Here is a 17939-nt window from a genome sequence, read left to right on the forward strand (position 1 = left end):
CAGCTCGGGGGCGGGCATCGCGGAGCCGGGCATCGCGGAGCCGGGCGGCATACGCCGATCTAGTCCGGGTGGACTCCGGGCGCGTATTTCGGGATCCGGAAGCTGACCCTCGTCCCGGCACCGACAGCCGTTTCGACGACGAGCCCGAACTCGTCGCCATAGACCTGGCGCAGCCGGGCATCGACGTTGCCCAGGCCCACGGAGTCGGCGCGGGACTGGCCGTCGAGGATGCGTTGGACTTGGTCGGGATCCGTCCCCACGCCGTCGTCCTCGATGGAGATCTCGGCATCGGACCCCAGGTCCGCGGCCGTGATCGTCACGTGGCCGATGCCTTCCTTGGTCGCGAGTCCGTGCCGAACAGCGTTCTCCACCAACGGTTGCACCGCGAGGTAGGGCACCCGTACCGGCAGCACCTCGGGCGCGATGAGCAGTGACACCTGCAGGCGCTCACCGAAGCGCGCCTGCTCCAGCACGAGGTAGCGCTCGACGTTGCGCAGCTCCTCGGCGAGGGTCGTGAACGGCCCGCCCTGACGCAGGGCGTAGCGCGTGAAGTCGGCGAACTCGAGCAGCAGCTCGCGCGCCCGCTCGGGGTCGGTCCGCACGAACGACGCGATGGCGCCGAGGGAGTTGTAGATGAAGTGAGGGCTGATCTGGGCACGCAGGGCGCGGAGCTCGGCCTCCATGGCGCGAGTGCGTGCGCGGCCCAGCTCGGCGACATCGAGCTCGGCCGAGACCCAACGGGCCAGCTCGCCGGTGGCCTGGGCGAGGCCAGCCGACGTCGCGGGGGCGTATGCCGTCAGGGTCCCGACGACGCGTTCGTCGGCGATGAGTGGGGCGGTGACGGCGGCGCGGATGGGGCAGTCGGGGTCGCTGCAGGTGATGTCACCGCCACCGAGGACCGTCGGCGCACCCGACTCGCGCGTGGCGGCAGCATGCGAGTGCGCATCGGGGGAGTGGTGCTCGCCGGGGCCGGTCCAGGCGAGCAGCCCGGAGGCGTCACAGATCGCGACCGAGCGAGCGCCCAGGATCGCCAGCAAGTGCTTGCCGGCGCGGTCGGCCGACTCCGGGGTGAGCCCGTCGGCGAGGTGGCGCGACGCGAGCGAGGCGGTGTGCAGCGTCGAATAGGTGACCCGGTCGACGGTGGACAGGAAGCCCCGCCGACGGCCCCGCCCCGCCAGCCAGACGCCGAGCCCGAGCAGCAGCATCGCCCCTGCCACGACCACGGCGGTGGGCAGATCGAAGGACGCCGACATGCCGCAAGGCTAGAGGGTGACCGGGTGAACCGACCCTTGTGTCTGCGGATGTGGCTGCTAGATCCACCACATACGCAGACGCAGCGGCATGGGGCGCGGCCGGTCGGCATACGCTCGGCACATGACTGAGTTCGACGACGTTCTGCGCACCACTGACGGCACCGCCGAACTCACCGATGGTTGGGTGATCGGCGAAGCGATCAACGGCGGAGTGCTCATGTCGCTCGCCACCCAGGCCGCCTCCGAGGCCATGCAGGTGTCCAACAGCCAGACCGACGCCGTCGCCTTCAGCACGACCTTCCTCGCCGCCGCCCAACCCGGCCCCGCCACCGTCGAGACCGAGATCCTGCGCATCGGCCGGTCGTTCTCCACGGCCGAGGTCACGGTGAGCCAGGACGACAAGGTGCGCTTGCGGCATACCGCCACGTTTGCCGACCTCGACGCCAACAGTGAGCCGGTCCACGTCCAGGAGGCGCCGCCCGAGCTGCCCGACCCCGACCAGTGCGCACCGGCAGCCCGCGGTGGTTTCGCCGAGAAGATCCGACTCCTCGACCGGGTCGACATCCGGATCGACCCGGCGACTGTCGGTTGGGCGGTCGGCCAGCCCGCCAACGACGGTGAGATGCGCGCGTGGATTCGTTTCAAGGATGGCCGCGAACCCGACGTCACCTCGCTCCCGTTCTTCCTCGACGCGCTGCCGCCGGTGACGTTCACCTTCGGCGCGCTCGGCTGGGCGCCGACGATCGCCTTCTCCGGTCACATCCGCTCGCGCCCCGCCCCCGGCTGGCTGCGCATGCGGATCACGACCCGCAACGTCATCGGCGGACTCTTCGAGGAGGACGCGATCATCTGGGATTCGCGCGATCGCGTCGTCGCGCAGTCGCGCCAACTTGCAGGCGTGCGTATGCCGGCCCACGCAGAGCGTGGGACCCGCGCCCACGACCGCGCGAAGGCCAAGTGACGTTGTCCGACACCGCTGCTCAACTCGCCGCCTCCGTCAACGCCCTCGCGTCCCTGCCCGGGATACCCGAGAAGATCGACGCCGCTCGGGAGGCCTGCACCAAGCTGCGCTGGCACAACGCCCTGCGCCGGCGCATCCCCGAGGCCGCCGCCGAGTCCCGCGTCCGCGGAGCCTGGGCCAGCGGTGAGCTCGACGGTGCGCGCCTCTCCGTCGACATCGTCCGCGACCTCATGCGCGGGGCCGTGACGTGGCACGACGAACCCGACCCGGTCGAGCAGGTCATGCGTGGAGTCGTTGCCGCCACCGCCGAGACCGAACGCCTCGGCGCCGTCGTCCTCAATGCACCCATGCAGGCCCTCGCCCGCCTCCACACCGCAGCCGCCGCCGGCCTCGTCCCCGACTCCGAACTCGGTCGCCCGCGGCTCGACGGCGAGGACTGCCGCGAGTTCATCGAGATCGGCGAGGCCCCTCCCGCAGCCGAGGCGCGCGAACGACTGCAGAGCGTCGTCGAGCTCCTCGCCAGCGCCAAGACCCTCCCCATCCCGATCGTTGCCGCCCTCGCGCACGCCGAGATCGTCACCGGCCGACCGTTCACCCGCGGCAACGGTGTCGTCGCCCGCGCCATCGAACGCGCCGTCATCCAGGCCGGTGGCCTCGACCCGACCGGGGTCGCCGTTCCCGAAGCCGGGCACGGCACGGGAGGTGGGCCGGCCTACCTCGGCGGGCTCACGGCATACACCCGGGGGGACGCCGCAGGCGTCGGGCTGTGGCTCACGCACTGCTGCGACGCGATCGTCGCCGGTGCCGCCGAAGGTGAGGCGATTGCTGACGCGGTCCTCGCCGGTCGGCTCACCTGACGCTTCACCGGAGCGAAAGTCAAGTCTTGTTGTTGCTCCGGCAGGGGAGTAGACAGGGTTCATCGGGCAGGCCTTCCAGGAACCACCCGTCCAGAGAACAACCGCGAGACGCAACGGGTACCCACGCGCGGGCAGTCCACTGATGGACCGGTCTGTTCGGGCTTGACCCGATACGACGGCAAGGAAATTCACGCTTGGTCGCCCTGCACGCTCGCGGCGGATGACGCCCCTTTCGAGGGGCGTCATCGTCATTGACGCGCGTTCGGGTGACCATTGAATGGTCACTTTGGTGCGAGTTTCAAGGTTCACCTTGCATGCACCGGATCGATGGGCAACGATGGTGCCATCGCTCCCCTTCGGGGTTGTAGCGACGGGTGGTCCGGCCTCTCCCCCCCGGGGCTCGGCCCGCCCGACGGCCCCGGTCATCCCCCCGACCGGGGCCGTCGCCTTTTCTTTTGCCAGCTGGCTTCTGTGGCTGTCCACAGGCGGCGTATGCCGGGTGCTCTTGTCCACAGATCGGCTCACCGGGGTGGTGGTCGGGTCGGCTGGTGGGTGAGCGTCATCGCCATGACTTCTCTTGCGACTCCTCTTGTGACTCCTCTTGTGGTGGTGATCGGGGCCAGCGGTGGGCTGGGTGCGTCGACGTGGGCGGCTGCGCTGGCCCGACGCATGTCCATGCACCTGGGTGAATGTGTGTTGGTCGATGGCGACGTGCGCGGTGGCGGGCTCGACATGACGTGCGGCACCGAGCACGTGCCGGGGCTGCGGTGGCCCGATCTGGCGCGGCTGCGGGGGACGACATCGTGCTCGCGATTGATTGCGGCGCTGCCTCGAGGGGAGGTGCCGGTGCTGTCGGCGGGTGGGCGAGGTGCGGAGCTTCTGCCGTCGGTGATGCTCGACGTGGTGGCATCCCTGCGCCGCGAGGTGCCGGTCGTGATCGATTGCCCCGGCCTGACGGGGGTGGTCGAGGCGCTGGTGGAGGAGGCGGAGGCCGTGCACGTCGTGTCCGGGCTGCAGGCGCGCCAGCTGGCTGACACGGAGGCCCTGTTGGCTGACCTGTCCGGGTCTGGGGTGGGGCTGGTGACGCGCTCCTCGGGTTCCTTGGGCCCCGAGTTCGATGAAGTGCTCGATCACCTTGGCGTGCAGCACCTGGCCCACCTCAAGGCCGACGCCCGGGTGCGCCGCGACGCCGAGCGGGGCGAGTGGCCGGGGCTGCGAGGACCGTTGCGGGACAGTGCAGATCGCGTGGTGCTGGACCTGCTGGACTACCTGGGTGCGGGCGCGGCATGAGTGGTTCGTCGGTCGGTGGGGATCAGCGGTGGCCCGGCATCGAGGAGGCGATCCGGGCCGGTCGGGCTCCGGATGCATCGGTGATTTCTGACCTCACGGGCGCGGTGGTCGAGCTCGGTGCCGAGGGTGCGGCGAGCGAAGGGGCCCGGTTGCGGGAGCAGGTGCTGGGCTTCGGTCCATTGGAGCCGTGGATCGGCCTGGCCACGGTGACGGATGTGCTGGTCAACGGCGACGGTGCGGTGTGGGTCGATCGCGGTGGAGGTGTCGAGGACACCGGGGTGCGGCTCGATGCTGGTGCCGCTCGGGCCCTGGCCACGCGGCTCGCTGGGCTGGCTCGTCGACGATTGGACGAGGCGCAGCCGTGGGTCGATGGCGTGCTGCCCGGGGGAGTGCGACTGCACGCGATCCTCCCGCCGCTCGCGGAGTCGGGGACGCATCTGAGTCTGCGCGTGCCGCGACATCAGCCGGTGGGTGTCGATGGGTTGGTGGCGCTCGGGGCGGTGGGTGACGGCCTGGCCGAGGTGCTGCGTCGGGTGGTGGCGGCGCGGTTGTCCTTCGTCGTGGTGGGTGGCACTGGCGTCGGCAAGACCACGGTGCTGGGGGCGTTGCTCTCTGAATGTGCCTCTCACGAGCGGATCGTGGTCGTTGAGGACGTGCGCGAGCTCGCGCCCGCGCACCCGCACGTCGTGCGGCTGCAGGGGCGGATACCCAACGTCGAGGGTGTTGGTGGAGTGACGATGGTGGACCTGGTGCGGCAGGCGCTGCGCATGCGGCCCGACCGGCTGGTCGTGGGGGAAGTCCGTGGTGCGGAGGTGCGCGAGATGTTGGCCGCACTGAACACCGGGCACGACGGTGGCGCCGGGACGCTGCACGCCAACGGGCTGGGTGAGGCTCCGGCCCGGTTCGAGGCGTTGGGGGCGTTGGCGGGGCTGGGCCGTGAGGCGGTGCACGCGCAGCTGCGTGGGGCGGTTCAGGTGGTCATCGAGGTGGCCCGGGTGGGGCCGTCTCGGTTCGTGCGGGCCGTCGGGGTGACGCGCTGGACCGGAGCCGAGGTCGTGGTCGACGAGGCGGTCGTGGCCACCGGCCCTGCTGGAGATGGTGTGTTGTCCGGGGTGCACCGTGGGCCCGGTGCTTCTCGGCTCGACGCACTTCTCGGTGAAGATCGGGTCGCGGCATGACCCTGCTCCTGGTGGTCCTGCTCGTCACCGCGCTCCTTCTGTGGCCGCGAGGCAGGTCATACGAGCGCTCGCGGCGAGCCGGATCGCGCACCCCTTTCGCCCTCTTGGGCACAAATGGTGGCGAACCGTCGTCGAGCGGCTCCTCGCGGCTACGGGGTCTGCTGGCGCGAGAGGTTCGGTTCGGGAGGCGCCGGCGCGGGTGGGTTGCCGATTTCGCCGAGCTGTCCGCCGTGGGCCTCGACGCCGGACTACCTGCGGCCGAAGCCGCCCGCCTCGCCTGCGACGTGGGCGGTTCGGCGGCCACCCGAACGGAGTTCGCCACGCTGGGTCACCAAGTCAGTGCAGCGCAGGAGCAGGGTGGGTCCATCGGCGAATGCTTGGCCCGTGCGGCAGAAGGGGATCGCGACCTCGCCTTCCTGGCGGCGGCCTGGCAGCTCACCGATGAGTTCGGCGTGGCGGCAGCGCCTGCTGCTCGAGCGTCAGCCGCGGTCCTGCGCGAACGGACCGAGAGTGAGGACCGGCGGACAGTCCTCGCCGCGGGTCCGCGCGCCTCGATGTGGCTGCTCACCCTGCTGCCGCTGAGCGGTCCACTCGTTGCTCTGGTCCTGGGGCTTCCGGTGGGGGACGTCTATGGCAGCTCCGCATCGCTCGTGGCCGCGGTCGGCGGGCTCGTCCTCACGGGTTTGGGGTGGCTCTGGTCGCGAACGGTTCTGCGTCGAGCCCTGCGGTCGGCGGAGATCTCGTGACCCTCGTCCTTGCACTGCTCGCGGTCGTGGGCGCTTGCCTTCTGTGGCCTTCCGGGCAGAGCCTGGTCGCCCACGCCAGTGCCGGGGCACCGGGTCCTGAGTCCGAGCCCGACCACGTGTTTGCGATGTCCGGTGCTTCGCGGGCGGTCACGGTCGATGAGGCTGCCGATGCTCTGGTGCTGTGTGCCCTCGCGCTGCGTTCGGGGCTTGGTCCGATCGAGGCGCTGGAGGCAGTGGCCCATCACGTCGGTGGGGCCGTGGCACTCCAGCTGCGGGTGGTCGCCAGCGCTCACCGGTGGGGCCAGGACGCTGCGACCTCATGGGGGCATGTGGGGGAGGCGTGGCGTCCGGCTGCCCTCGCGTGGCAGGCGGCCGAGCAGTCGGGTGCAGCGCCGGCCGGCGTCGTCCTGGCCGCTGCTGAGCGGATGCGTCGTGAAGAAGCCTCGCGCGTCGAGGCTGCCGTGCAGCGGGCGGGAGTGCTCCTCGTCCTGCCGCTGGGAGCGTGTTTCCTGCCGGGATTCATCGGCACGACCGTGGTGCCCGTCGTGCTCCATCTGGCCCGATCGAGCCTCGGCGTGGGGTGATCCCGTTGTCCACAACCCGAGTCTCGCGCGGTCACCGTCCACAGATCCTTGAGCGGGTGTCGCGGTGAACGGCGAAGTGGGCTGGACTCGTCCTGAAGCGGGGACACGCCCCGCACCGATCGAGGAGATCCGTTGTGACACAGCGTCTTTCGCGTCGCTTGGCGCGTATCAAGGAGTCAGCCGAAGCTGGCATGACAACGGCGGAGTATGCCGTGGGCACGTTGGCAGCGTGCGCCTTCGCGGCCGTGCTCATGCTCGTCGTGAAGTCCGGCCCGGTGAAGTCGGCCCTGGCCAGCGTCATCACCGCAGCTCTCGGCACGGGCACGTGATTCGAGGTCGACGCAGCGAGTCCGGCATGGTCACGGCGGAGATCGCCGTGGCCTTGCCGGCCCTCGTCCTGGTGCTGACCTTGGCCCTCGGTGCAGTTGCCGTGGTCACCGACCACCTGAGGTGCGTCGACGCCGCTCGGGTGGGTGCCCGGCTCCTGGCTCGAGGCGAGGACGCCGGTCGGGTTCGCGCCGAGGTGGCGCGTCAGGCGCCCGACGGTGCCGACATCGGGTTCGAGGTGGGCACCGACTCGATCACGGTGAACGTCACGGCCGATTCGCCTCCCCTGCTCAGGGCCCTCGGTGTCAGCGCCCGGCCTCAGGGCGTCGCCCACGCAGTCCCCGAGGCCGTCCCATGATCCCGGAACGCCTTCGACTTGTTGCCCGTTCGCGCACCATCTCCCTAGGCTCACCGATGCTGGAACCCGCGCGAGCGGGAAACAAGTCGTCCGTCCCGGGGCGGTGGGGCGAGCGAGGCTCCGGCACGGTCCTCGCGGTGGCAGCCATTGGCGTGCTGCTGGTCCTCACGACGGCTGGACTCCAACTGGGCGCCGCTGCGACGGCCGCCCATCGCGCCCGCACCGCCGCCGACCTCGCAGCCCTGGCCGGAGCCACTGCACTCCAGGAAGGTCAGGCCAACGCGTGTGCCCGGGCCGCAGCCGTGGCGGGCCGCAATGACGCCCAGGTCGTTGTGTGCGCCCTCGGCGAGAACGACTCTGTTTCCATCCGGGTGTCGATGGCGGTGGCGACGCGCTGGCCGGGCGTCCCCGATCGTGCCGTCGCCTCGGCCCGCGCCGGCCCGGCAGATGTCCCCCGCCCGTGACCCTTCATCGGCGCCCACCGTTGGTCAGCTTCAGCGCCCCCGGCGCGAGCGGCGCAGACCCTGACCCACGGCGCAGGAATGGCGACGCCGGTGGTCAGGCTCTGCGCCGTCGGCGCGAGCGGCGCAGAAATGGCGAAACCCGGCACAGCATCGGTCGATGCCATGCCGGGAGAAGTTCGCCGGGTTCGCCGGTCAGGCGCGGGAGGTGTGCTGAGGCGAGCTCAGGCGCGGGGTGTGCCGAGGCGAGGTCAGGCGCGGGGTGTGCCGAGGCGAGGTCAGGCGCGGGGTGTGCTGAGGCGAGGTCAGACGCGCGGGTCGTTGCGCGGGGTGTCTCCGGCGCGGGGGTCGGTGCGCGGAGTGTCTCCGGCGCGGGGGCCCTCGCCGGTGCGGGAGCGGGCCTGCGCCTCGGCGATCTCGGCGCGACGACGGGCCTCTTCGGTCGAGAGGTGCTGCTCCTCGACGCGGGCATCGCTCTCGCGGCGCAGGGTGGAGGTCTCCTCCCCGTGGCGACGACGCTCCTCGGTGAGCTGACGCTCCCGCTGCGCGAACTCCTCCTGCATCTTGCGCTCGTTCTCGACGCGGCGCTGCTCGGTGAGGGCCGCCTCTTCCTTCGCCGCACGACGGCGGCGTGCGCCGCGCTTGAAGCCCTGACGCAGCAACACCCACCCGAGCCAGAAGACGCTGATGACCGCGGCTCCGGTGATGAGCAGGGCGAGCGGCGGCAGGCTGATGGTGCCGCCGCCGATGATGTCGATGTCGACGCCGTCAGTGAGCCGGGAGGTGCCTTCAAAAAGCAGGATCCCTGCGGCGATGGCGGCAAGTACGAGGATGAGTCCGAGGATGATCACGCCTTCGAGGCTAGCGCTCTTTTGAGAGCAAAATGCCTGTTCAGGGGCTCGGACCTAGGCGGGGCGGGACATGAGGACGAGGTCGAGGAGCCGGATCGCCCGTGCCTTGTCGAGGGGTTCGTTGCCGTTGCCGCACTTGGGCGACTGCACGCAGGCTGGGCATCCGCGCTCGCATCGACACCTCGCGACGGCATCGCGGGTTGCCTCGATCCACTCGCCGAACGCCCCGTGCGCCCGCTCGGCGAAGCCCGCACCACCCGGGTAGCCGTCGTAGATGAGGATCGTCGGCAGCCCCGTGTCGGGATGCATGTCGGTCGAGACCCCGCCGACGTCCCAGCGATCCGAGGTCGCCACGAGAGGCAGCATCCCGATGGCCGCGTGCTCGGCAGCATGCGCTGCACCCGGCACCTGGGCTTCCTCGATCCCGGCTTCCTCGAGCAGGTCGAGCGGCATCGTCCACCACACGCCGCGAGTGACGAGCGATCGCTCCGGCAGATCCAGCGGATGCGTCCCGAGCACCTCACCCGACGGCAACCTCCGCAAGAATCCCGTCACCTGCGTCGTCACCCGCACCGAGCCGAAGGACACGTCGATCTCACCCCACCGCTCGGTCCGCTGGGCGCCGAGGATCGAGAAGGAGCTCTGCGACTGCGAGTGAGTGCTCCACCCCGGGTCGCCACGCACGATCGTCGCGGTTGCCGCCGGCAGGTCGAGGTCAGTGACGACGAACGTGTCGCCTTGGTGCACGTGGACCGCACCCGTGTGGACCTGTGAGTGCGCCGACGCCTCGTCGATCGTCCCGAGGACTCGGCCGCTGCGACGCTCGACGATCGAGACCACTTCGGTCGTGCCGCGCAGGTTGAGGTGGTCGCCGGGCCGGTCGTCGCGCGCCCAGAACCACCCCGTCGGCCGTCGCCGCAGGATGCCCCGCTCGACGAGCAGGTCCACCACCCCCCGCGCTCCGGTCCCGAACATCGGCAGGTCCGCCTCGGTCAGCGGCAGCTCGTGCGCCGCAGCAGCGAGGTGCGGAGCCAGCACGTGCGGGTTGGCGGGGTCCATGACGGTCGACTCGATGGGCGCCCCGAAGATCGCCTCCGGATGCTCGAGGAAATAGGTGTCGAGCGGATCGTCTGCCGCGATGAAGACAGCCAACGACTCCCGCCCCGAACGCCCCGCGCGCCCCGCCTGCTGCCACAGGTTCGCGCGCCGACCGGGCCACCCCGCCATGAGCACGGCATCGAGCCCACTGATGTCGACCCCGAGCTCGAGCGCATTGGTCGCCGCCAGTCCGCGCAGCTCCCCGTCGCGCAGGGCGCGCTCGAGCTCGCGCCGCTCCTGCGGCAGATAACCCCCTCGGTATGCCGCGATGCTCGCCTCCGCGCCCCCGCTCACCTGCCCGAGTCGTCGCCTCGCCGACGACGCCAACGACTCGACCCCCGCCCGGCTGCGGGCGAACGCCAACGTCTGCACGCCCGCGGCCACGAGATCCGCCAACAGCTCAGCCGCCTCGGTCGTGGCCGATCGCCGCGACTCGTCAATCGTCGGCGGCTCCCACAGGGCAAAGGTGAGCGCCTCGCGAGGCGAACCGTCGACGTCAACGGGACTGACCGGCATACCCACCAGGGAACTGGCATGGGACGCGGGGTGACTGACGGTCGCGGAGGCGAGCACGAACGTCGGCGACGAGCGATAGCGAGAGCACACCCGCCGCAGGCGCCGCAGCACCGACGAGACGTGGGAGCCGAAGACGCCGCGATAGATGTGGCACTCGTCGATGACGACGTACTTCAGGGACCGCAGGAACGGCGACCAGTTCCTGTGCCCGGGCAGCATTGAGTGGTGCAGGAGGTCCGGGTTGGTGAGGACGACGTTGGCGTGTTCGCGGATCCAGCGGCGCTCATCGGTCGGGGTGTCACCGTCATAGGTCGCCGCCCGAACCCCCGGGATCGCCAGCGCCTCGATGCGGGCGAGCTGATCGGCGGCCAGGGCCTTGGTCGGCGCGATGTAGAGCACCGTGGCGCCACGACCGGTCGGGGACTCGAGCCCGTCGAGCACCGCGGTGAGCGCAGGAACGAGGTAGCCCAGGCTCTTGCCCGAAGCCGTGCCCGTCGACATGACGACGTGCGAGCCGGCATGGGCGAGGTCCATCGCCTCGCGCTGGTGCGACCAAGGTCGCGTGATGCCGGACCCGGTGAGGCTCGCGAGCAGGGGAGAAGCCATCCAGTCGGGCCAGTCGGCGAGCTGGGCGGCACGGGCGGGCAGGCGCTCGACGTGACGCAGACGAGCCCCGCGCTCCCCGGCTGCAAGGGCAGCAAGGATCGCGGTGGGCTCGGCAGATGACGACACAGCAGTTACGGTAATGCGGTGCGCCGACAGGCCCCGGGGTGTGATGCTTCGGGGGTTGGCACCGAAGTGGGTCCGAGACACGGACGCCGACGCGAAACAAGGAGCCGGCTGTAGTGAAGTTGACTGTGGCGACAACGGAACGAGATGACGTCACCATCGTGACCGTCTCGGGCGAGGTCGACGTCTACACCGCACCCCAGCTGCGATCGGCGCTCGAGGAGCGCATCGCCGCCGGTCACACGGCCATCATCGTCGACCTGCAGGACGTGGGTTTCCTCGACTCGACCGGTCTCGGAGTGCTCGTCGGCCGGCTCAAGGCGGTCAAGAAGGTCGACGGCTGGCTGCGCGTCGTCTGCACCAACGAACGCATCCTCCGACTCTTTGGCATCACCGGTCTCGACCGGGTCATCGCCATCCACGACACCGTCGAGGCGGCCCTGGCGGCCGACCCCGACGACCTCGTCGAGCCTGACGTCTCCGCCTGAATCAGGCCGATCCCTCGCACTGACGAGCGTGAGAGCAGTCACACCCGCCCTCCGAGGGTTCATGTGACCTGAGTCACCGGGTAAGGTCCACCCCGCGTCTGCCTGTGGTCCAACGGATCGCGAGACACGTCGATGGCTGATGACGCACACCCGTCAAGGAGGATGGAATGGCTGCACTCGCGCTCGCACCGGCCGAGGCGACGTCCACGCTGGAGCTCACCGGATCAAACGTCACGCTCGTCGTGGGGGTCGCGGTCATCGCCGTGATCGCCCTCGCGATGGCGTTCGTCTTCCGGCAGCAGGTTCTGGCCGCGGACACTGGTACCGACAAGATGCGCGAGATCGGCGCTGCGGTCGAAGAGGGGGCTGCGGCCTATCTCACGCGTCAGTTCAAGACGCTCGGCATCTTCGTCGTCCTCGTCTTCGGTCTGCTGCTCCTCCTGCCCGCTCCCGATTGGGGCGTGAAGATGGGCCGCTCCGGCTTCTTCATCGTGGGTGCGCTCTTCTCCGCGTCCATCGGCTACCTCGGCATGAAGCTCGCGACGAAGGCCAACGTGCGCGTTGCCGCCGCGTCGCGCGGCGAGAACGGTCGCGACGAGGGCATGCGCATCGCCTTCCGCACCGGTGGCACCGTCGGTATGGCGACCGTGGGCCTCGGCCTGCTCGGCGCCTCGATCGTCGTCCTCCTCTACAAGGCGGACGCCCCCAAGGTCCTCGAGGGCTTCGGCTTCGGCGCCGCCCTGCTCGCGATGTTCATGCGCGTCGGCGGTGGCATCTTCACCAAGGCCGCTGACGTCGGCGCCGACCTCGTCGGCAAGGTCGAGGCCGGCATCCCCGAGGACGACCCCCGCAACGCGGCGACCATCGCCGACAACGTGGGCGACAACGTCGGCGACTGCGCCGGCATGGCAGCAGACCTTTTCGAGTCGTATGCCGTGATGCTCGTTGCCGCTCTCATCCTGGGTTCGGTTGCCTTCGGGTCCTACGGCCTGGTCTTCCCACTCCTGGTCCCCGCGCTCGGTGCGATCACCGCGCTCATCGGTGTCTTCATCACCAAGGCCCGCGGCACGCAGAGCGCGCTCGACGCCATCAACCAGGGCTTCTACATCTCGGCCGCCATCGCTGCCGTGCTCTGCTCGGTCGCTGCCTGGCTCTACCTGCCGGCCACGTTCGCCGAGCTCGGCTCGCGCGACCAGGCCATTGGTGCCCTCGAGGGCAACCCGCGCATCACCGCGATCCTCGCCGTGATCATCGGCATCGTCCTCGCGGCGATCATCCTCTGGCTCACGGGCTACTTCACCGGCACCGACAAGCGCCCGACCAAGGACGTCGCACGCACGTCGCTCACGGGTGCGGCCACGGTCGTCCTCTCGGGCATCGGCGTCGGTCTCGAGTCGGCCGTCTACACCGCTGCCATCATCGGTGGCGCGGTCTACCTCGCCTTCCTCCTCGGAGGTGGCTCGGTCGCCCTGTCGCTCTTCCTCATCGCGCTGGCCGGCTGTGGTCTGCTCACGACCGTCGGTGTCATCGTCGCCATGGACACGTTCGGTCCGGTCTCCGACAACGCGCAGGGCATCGCCGAGATGTCCGGTGACGTCGGCCCCGAGGCCGCTCAGATCCTCACCGAGCTCGACGCGGTAGGCAACACGACCAAGGCCATCACCAAGGGCATCGCCATCGCGACGGCCGTCCTGGCCGCCACGGCACTGTTCGGTTCCTACACGGACGCCTGGCAGACGACGATCGGCGAGATCGACGCGTCCAAGCTGACCGAGGCCCAGATCGCGACCGGCAACAAGTTCATCGCGGACGCGCAGGGTGTCGTCACGAACCCGTCGACGCTCGTCGGCCTGCTCCTCGGCGCGGCCGTCGTGTTCCTCTTCTCGGGCCTGGCCATCAACGCCGTGACCCGCGCTGCCGGCGCCATCGTCTTCGAGGTGCGTCGCCAGTTCCGCGAGATCCCGGGAATCATGGAGGGCACGACCAAGCCCGAGTACGGCAAGGTCGTCGACATCTGCACGAAGGACTCCCTGCGCGAGCTCACCACCCCGGGTCTGCTCGCCGCTCTGAGCCCGGTCATCATCGGCTTCGGTCTCGGCATCGGCGCCCTCGCGGGCTTCCTCGCCGGCGCCATCGGCACGGGCTGCCTCATGGCCGTCTTCCTCGCGAACTCGGGCGGCGCCTGGGACAACGCGAAGAAGATCGTCGAGGACGGCACCCACGGTGGCAAGGGCAGCGCTGCCCACGAAGCCACTGTCATCGGGGACACCGTCGGTGACCCGTTCAAGGACACCGCCGGTCCGGCGATCAACCCGCTGCTCAAGGTCATGAACCTCGTCGCGGTGCTCATCGCTCCCGCCATCGTCATGCTGTCGGTCGGTGAGGACGCCAGTGGGCCGATCCGCTACGGCATCGCCGGTGTCGGACTCGTCATCGTCGTCACGGCCGTCGCGATCTCCAAGCGGCGCGACCTGGCCATCGGTGGCGACGACGAGGGTGAGCCCGTCGCCGAGTACGACGCCGAGGCGCCCGACTCCGGTGCTGTCACCGACCCCGGTCAGGCCGTCGACGAGACGCTCGAGGGCACTGAGGTTCCCGCCCAGCGCTAGGCGGGCACACGGCATACGCCATCAGCAGTGAACGGCGGCCGGCCCACCCGACAGGGTGAGCCGGCCGCCGTTTGTGCGCCGCCCTCTGCGCCGGTGGCGCCACCGGCGCAGAACGTGACCATCGGCGCCACGATGCGAGCGCCGATGGTCAGCATGAGCGCCGGTGATGACGGCCATCCTGAACCTGTGGATGACTCCGCGGCCGAATCCGCCAGAACTGCAACGATCTGGCATGCGCTCAGAACTTTCTCCGCCCTTCGACCCGGCCAAGCTGCGTCTGGCAGCCGACGTTCGGAGACTCGGCCTCAGCACACATGAGAAGGACGAGGCAGGGAGCCGGCTGTGGGTGCCGGTTCGGCACGGAGTGGTCATCGCGGCGCAGACGTGGGGGACGCTCACCCAGGAGCAGCGACATGCCGCGTTCGTTCAGGCCACCGCTCTCCGGATGAAGACCGACTCTCCCCGCGTTTTCTCGCACACATCGGCTGCAGCCGTGTGGGGGTTACCACGGGTCTCGGCCTGGCCCAAGTACATCGAGGTCATCGGCACGGGCAAGCGGGTGCGCTCGTCCGGGCTTATTCGCCGTCACCACCTTCCCGTTGATGGTTCAGTCGTGGAGCAGGGGCTGGAGGTCACGACGCTGACGCGCACGATTCTCGACATTGCTCGCGCGGAGGCGCTCTCGGACGCCGTGGCGGCGGCTGATTATGCGTTGCACCACGAGCTCTGCAACATGGCGGATCTGGAAGCGGAGTTCGCCCAGGTCAACCCTGGGGCTCCGGGCCGGACGCGTGCCCGGCTGGCGCTGGATCTCGCCGATGGCAAGTCGATGTCCGTCGGTGAGTCGCTCTCGCGAGTCCAGATGTTCCGGCTCAACATTCCTCGGCCCATCCTCCAGGTCCCCCTCGAGGACGAGGACGGCTTGATCGGCAGTGGAGACTTCGGGTGGGATGGTGTCATCGGGGAGTTCGACGGACGTAAGAAGTACGGCCTGCGCGCGGGGATGGATCCGAAGGAGGCCGAGCGCACCCTGTGGAACGAGAAGAAGCGCGAGGACCGGATCAGGGCCAAGGGCAACAAGATGGCTCGGTGGGTGTGGGTTGATGCCGTGAGGCCGAGTCAGATGGCGAGGGTCCTCGCGGCACAGGGGATTCGACCGTCGGCTGTGAACACCTGGTTCGCCCACGAGATCGCGGCCAGGCACCCGCGGCGCCCGGACGCTGCCTGAGGCCTGCGCCGGTGGGGCCAGGGGCGCAGAGGCTGACCGAAGGCGCGGGCATGGTTACGCCATCCGCCACGATGAGCGCCGATGGCGCGAGCGGCGCAGAAGCCTGGCTTGGCTCGTGCTGGGCTTGGCGGGGGCGGCTCTAGGCTGGGCGGCATGCGCTCCTTGACGGCTGACGCGCCGTGACTCTTCGTACGCCTCGCCTCGACGAGACCCTCATTGCGCGGCTGCGCGCCGATCTGAGGGCTGCCGACTTCACCGTCACCGGGGTGACTGAGCTCCTCGGTCCGCTGGCCAGTGGCGCCCTGCTGCGGGAGCAACCGCTGCCCGCTCGTCGGGTCGCCGGTGCGTCAACCGCACCCGTTGCCACCCTCATTCGCCTCTTCACGCTCGGCGACCCGGTGGACGTGGCCGAGGTCGACCGGGCCCTGCCCACTCTCCGCGCGCGGGGCGCCGTGGCCCTCGGCCTCGTCGACGAGGAGGGTGACGGCGTCGTCGCCCGCGTCGACGTGCGCCCGTATGCCGCCGACGAACGTCACTGGTGGGTCGCCTCCGACCTGGCCGAGGTCGCGACGGGCTCGCCGGTGCGCAACGACCACGTCCTCGGGATCGGCGGGGCCTCGACGACCTTGGCGGCGTGGACGATTCGCCGACCCGTGGGTGGGGCGCTCGACGTCGGCACCGGGTGCGGCGTGCAGGCCCTCCATCTCGGCGCGCACACCGACTCGATCGTCGCCACGGACCTCTCTGAGCGGGCGCTGGCGTTCGCCAGGTTCAACGCCGCCCTCAACGAGGTCGACTGGGACACGAGGGCGGGCTCGATGCTCGATCCCGTTGCGGGACAACGCTTCGACCTCATCGTCAGCAACCCCCCGTTCGTCATCACGCCGCGCTCGGGCGAGGTGCCGCTGTTCGAGTACCGCGACGGCGGTGCGTCCGGTGACGCGATCGTGGCGGACCTCGTGCGCTCCGTCGGTGAGCACTTGGAGCCCGGCGGAGTCGCACAGTTCCTCGGCAACTGGGAAGTGCCGCGTGGTTCGACGTGGACCGAGCGGGTCGGCTCGTGGCTCGAGGGTGCGGGCGTCGACGCGTGGGTCGTCCAGCGCGAGGTCCAGGACCCCGCAGAGTATGCCGAGACGTGGTCCCGCGACGGCGGTCACCACCCGGGCACGGCGGATTTCGATGCCATGTATGCCGCGTGGCTCGACGACTTCGCATCTCGCGATGTCGAGTCGATCGGCTTCGGAGTCATCACCCTCCAGCGTCCGGTCGGGGACCGGGAGCCGTTCGTCGACCTCATGGACGAGCGTGGGCCGGTGCCACCGGCGATGGGGGAGAGCGTTCGGGTGGGGCTCGAGGCGCGCACCTGGTTGGCGGAGCACTCCGACGACGACGTCCTCGACCGGGCGTGGACCGCGACCCCGGACGTCACAGAGGAACGCCATACCCGGCCGGGCGCGCCCGACCCGTCGGTCATCGTGGCTCGCCAAGGTGGTGGGCTGGGACGGATCATCACGCTCACGACGGTGACCGCGGCATACCTCTCAGTTGCGGATGGTGAGCTCACGCCAAGGCAAGCGGCGAGCGCGATCGCCGGGATCCTCGAGGGTGATGCGGACGAGACCGAACGTGAAGTGGTGGCCTTCGTCCGTGACGCGGCCAAGGACGGACTGCTCGTCTGAATGCGGTGGGCGCCGCCGAGCAATCCGGATCGACGTCCGCAACGAACGACGTACAGGGTCGACTCCCGGCCCTCCCTGCGAAAGTGAGTTGATCCGCAATGAAGCGCATTCTCGTCGGAGGCGCCATGGGCGTCGCCGGACTCGCGGCCGGCCTCATGCTGGCTCCCACGTCGGCTCAGGCCGGTCACACCAACGCCCTCATCGGCGCCCACCTCACCGGACGCGCCGAAGTCAGCTCCACCGGTGCCAACGGTGTCGTCGGCGACCCGAACGGTCGTGGCGAGGCCTACGTCTTCGGCATCGACGGCGACCCCACGACGCTCTGCTACATCCTTGAGGTGAGCAAGATCGCCGAGCTCGACCTGGCCCCGGGCGGAGCGCGGATGGCGCACATCCACAAGGGAGCCAAGGGCACCAACGGCCCGGTCGAGGTCAACCTGGCGTTCCCGCAGGGCGGGCAGTCGGCGGACTGTCTGACGGAGGGTGAGGCAGGCAAGGGTCTTGACCCCGGCGAGGTCCAGACGATTCTGGCCAACCCGGAGGCGTACTACGTCAACGTGCACAACAGCGAGTTCCCGTCCGGTGCGGTTCGAGGTCAGCTCCACTCCGACGGCTGAGTCCTGCCACAGCACAAGCCCCCAGACCGCGGATCGGCTCGGCCACGAATGAGTGGGCGGGCCGATCCGTGCATGTTGGTCGGCATTTGCGCAGGTCAGAAAACTTGTT

General features: G+C 70.0%; 17 protein-coding genes. 14 read left to right on the forward strand and 3 right to left on the reverse strand.

Translation table 11 applies throughout. The annotated features are described in order from the left end of the window. Nucleotides 1-59 precede the first annotated feature (59 nt). Complete coding sequence (locus tag ACFQRE_RS10905) at nucleotides 60-1253, reverse strand: sensor histidine kinase (protein WP_380122118.1); 1194 nt, start codon at nucleotides 1251-1253, stop codon at nucleotides 60-62. 121 nt (nucleotides 1254-1374) lie between these two features. On the opposite strand from ACFQRE_RS10905, the gene ACFQRE_RS10910 reads away from it, so the two are divergent. The 9 genes from ACFQRE_RS10910 to ACFQRE_RS10950 all read left to right on the forward strand — a co-directional run bounded on the left by ACFQRE_RS10910 (nucleotide 1375) and on the right by ACFQRE_RS10950 (nucleotide 8018). After that, nucleotides 1375-2214: a thioesterase family protein gene (locus tag ACFQRE_RS10910; protein WP_380122120.1), complete on the forward strand. Its 840-nt coding sequence runs from the start codon at nucleotides 1375-1377 to the stop codon at nucleotides 2212-2214. Further along, on the forward strand, nucleotides 2211-3071 hold the full coding sequence (locus tag ACFQRE_RS10915; RefSeq protein WP_380122122.1) for a hypothetical protein: 861 nt from the start codon (nucleotides 2211-2213) through the stop codon (nucleotides 3069-3071). Before ACFQRE_RS10910 ends, ACFQRE_RS10915 begins: the two co-directional genes overlap by 4 nt. A 669-nt stretch (nucleotides 3072-3740) precedes the next feature. Beyond that, entirely contained in the window at nucleotides 3741-4361 is a 621-nt protein-coding gene (locus ACFQRE_RS10920; RefSeq protein WP_380122124.1) for a hypothetical protein, read from the forward strand. Further along, on the forward strand, nucleotides 4358-5539 hold the full coding sequence (locus tag ACFQRE_RS10925; RefSeq protein WP_380122126.1) for a TadA family conjugal transfer-associated ATPase: 1182 nt from the start codon (nucleotides 4358-4360) through the stop codon (nucleotides 5537-5539). Before ACFQRE_RS10920 ends, ACFQRE_RS10925 begins: the two co-directional genes overlap by 4 nt. After that, entirely contained in the window at nucleotides 5536-6285 is a 750-nt protein-coding gene (locus ACFQRE_RS10930; protein WP_380122128.1) for a type II secretion system F family protein, read from the forward strand. Before ACFQRE_RS10925 ends, ACFQRE_RS10930 begins: the two co-directional genes overlap by 4 nt. After that, a complete protein-coding gene (locus tag ACFQRE_RS10935) occupies nucleotides 6282-6869 on the forward strand; it encodes a type II secretion system F family protein (RefSeq protein ID WP_380122130.1) in 588 nt (195 codons plus the stop codon). Before ACFQRE_RS10930 ends, ACFQRE_RS10935 begins: the two co-directional genes overlap by 4 nt. Nucleotides 6870-7003: 134 nt before the next feature. Further along, nucleotides 7004-7198, forward strand: a complete 195-nt coding sequence (locus ACFQRE_RS10940; protein WP_380122132.1) for a DUF4244 domain-containing protein — start codon at nucleotides 7004-7006, stop codon at nucleotides 7196-7198. 26 nt (nucleotides 7199-7224) lie between these two features. Next, entirely contained in the window at nucleotides 7225-7554 is a 330-nt protein-coding gene (locus ACFQRE_RS10945) for a TadE family type IV pilus minor pilin (RefSeq protein WP_380122134.1), read from the forward strand. A 56-nt stretch (nucleotides 7555-7610) separates the two neighbouring features. Continuing rightward, nucleotides 7611-8018 (forward strand): Rv3654c family TadE-like protein, encoded by a 408-nt coding sequence (locus ACFQRE_RS10950; RefSeq protein ID WP_380122136.1) that lies wholly within the window; start codon nucleotides 7611-7613, stop codon nucleotides 8016-8018. A 302-nt stretch (nucleotides 8019-8320) separates the two neighbouring features. Here the strand turns inward: ACFQRE_RS10950 and ACFQRE_RS10955 are convergent, their stop codons facing one another. Both ACFQRE_RS10955 and ACFQRE_RS10960 read right to left on the reverse strand, forming a co-directional pair. Beyond that, nucleotides 8321-8866: a hypothetical protein gene (locus ACFQRE_RS10955; RefSeq protein ID WP_380122138.1), complete on the reverse strand. Its 546-nt coding sequence runs from the start codon at nucleotides 8864-8866 to the stop codon at nucleotides 8321-8323. Nucleotides 8867-8920: 54 nt separating this feature from the next. Next, nucleotides 8921-11212, reverse strand: coding sequence for a DEAD/DEAH box helicase (locus ACFQRE_RS10960; protein WP_380122140.1), 2292 nt, complete (start codon nucleotides 11210-11212; stop codon nucleotides 8921-8923). A gap of 113 nt (nucleotides 11213-11325) precedes the next feature. Between ACFQRE_RS10960 and ACFQRE_RS10965 the strand changes: the two genes are divergently transcribed. The 5 genes from ACFQRE_RS10965 to ACFQRE_RS10985 all read left to right on the forward strand — a co-directional run bounded on the left by ACFQRE_RS10965 (nucleotide 11326) and on the right by ACFQRE_RS10985 (nucleotide 17830). After that, a complete protein-coding gene (locus ACFQRE_RS10965; RefSeq protein WP_380122142.1) occupies nucleotides 11326-11697 on the forward strand; it encodes an STAS domain-containing protein in 372 nt (123 codons plus the stop codon). Between the two features lie 167 nt (nucleotides 11698-11864). After that, complete coding sequence (locus tag ACFQRE_RS10970; protein WP_380122144.1) at nucleotides 11865-14306, forward strand: sodium-translocating pyrophosphatase; 2442 nt, start codon at nucleotides 11865-11867, stop codon at nucleotides 14304-14306. Nucleotides 14307-14538: 232 nt separating this feature from the next. After that, nucleotides 14539-15534, forward strand: a complete 996-nt coding sequence (locus ACFQRE_RS10975) for a hypothetical protein (protein ID WP_380122146.1) — start codon at nucleotides 14539-14541, stop codon at nucleotides 15532-15534. A gap of 179 nt (nucleotides 15535-15713) precedes the next feature. After that, the gene (locus tag ACFQRE_RS10980; RefSeq protein ID WP_380122149.1) at nucleotides 15714-17213 is read left to right on the forward strand and encodes a DUF7059 domain-containing protein; all 1500 of its coding nucleotides are present in this window, start codon (nucleotides 15714-15716) and stop codon (nucleotides 17211-17213) included. Nucleotides 17214-17311: 98 nt separating this feature from the next. Then, nucleotides 17312-17830 (forward strand): CHRD domain-containing protein, encoded by a 519-nt coding sequence (locus ACFQRE_RS10985; protein ID WP_380122151.1) that lies wholly within the window; start codon nucleotides 17312-17314, stop codon nucleotides 17828-17830. The last annotated feature ends 109 nt before the right edge of the window (nucleotides 17831-17939 follow it).

This window comes from Knoellia pratensis (genome assembly GCF_042666395.1).
Classification (GTDB): domain Bacteria; phylum Actinomycetota; class Actinomycetes; order Actinomycetales; family Dermatophilaceae; genus Knoellia; species Knoellia pratensis.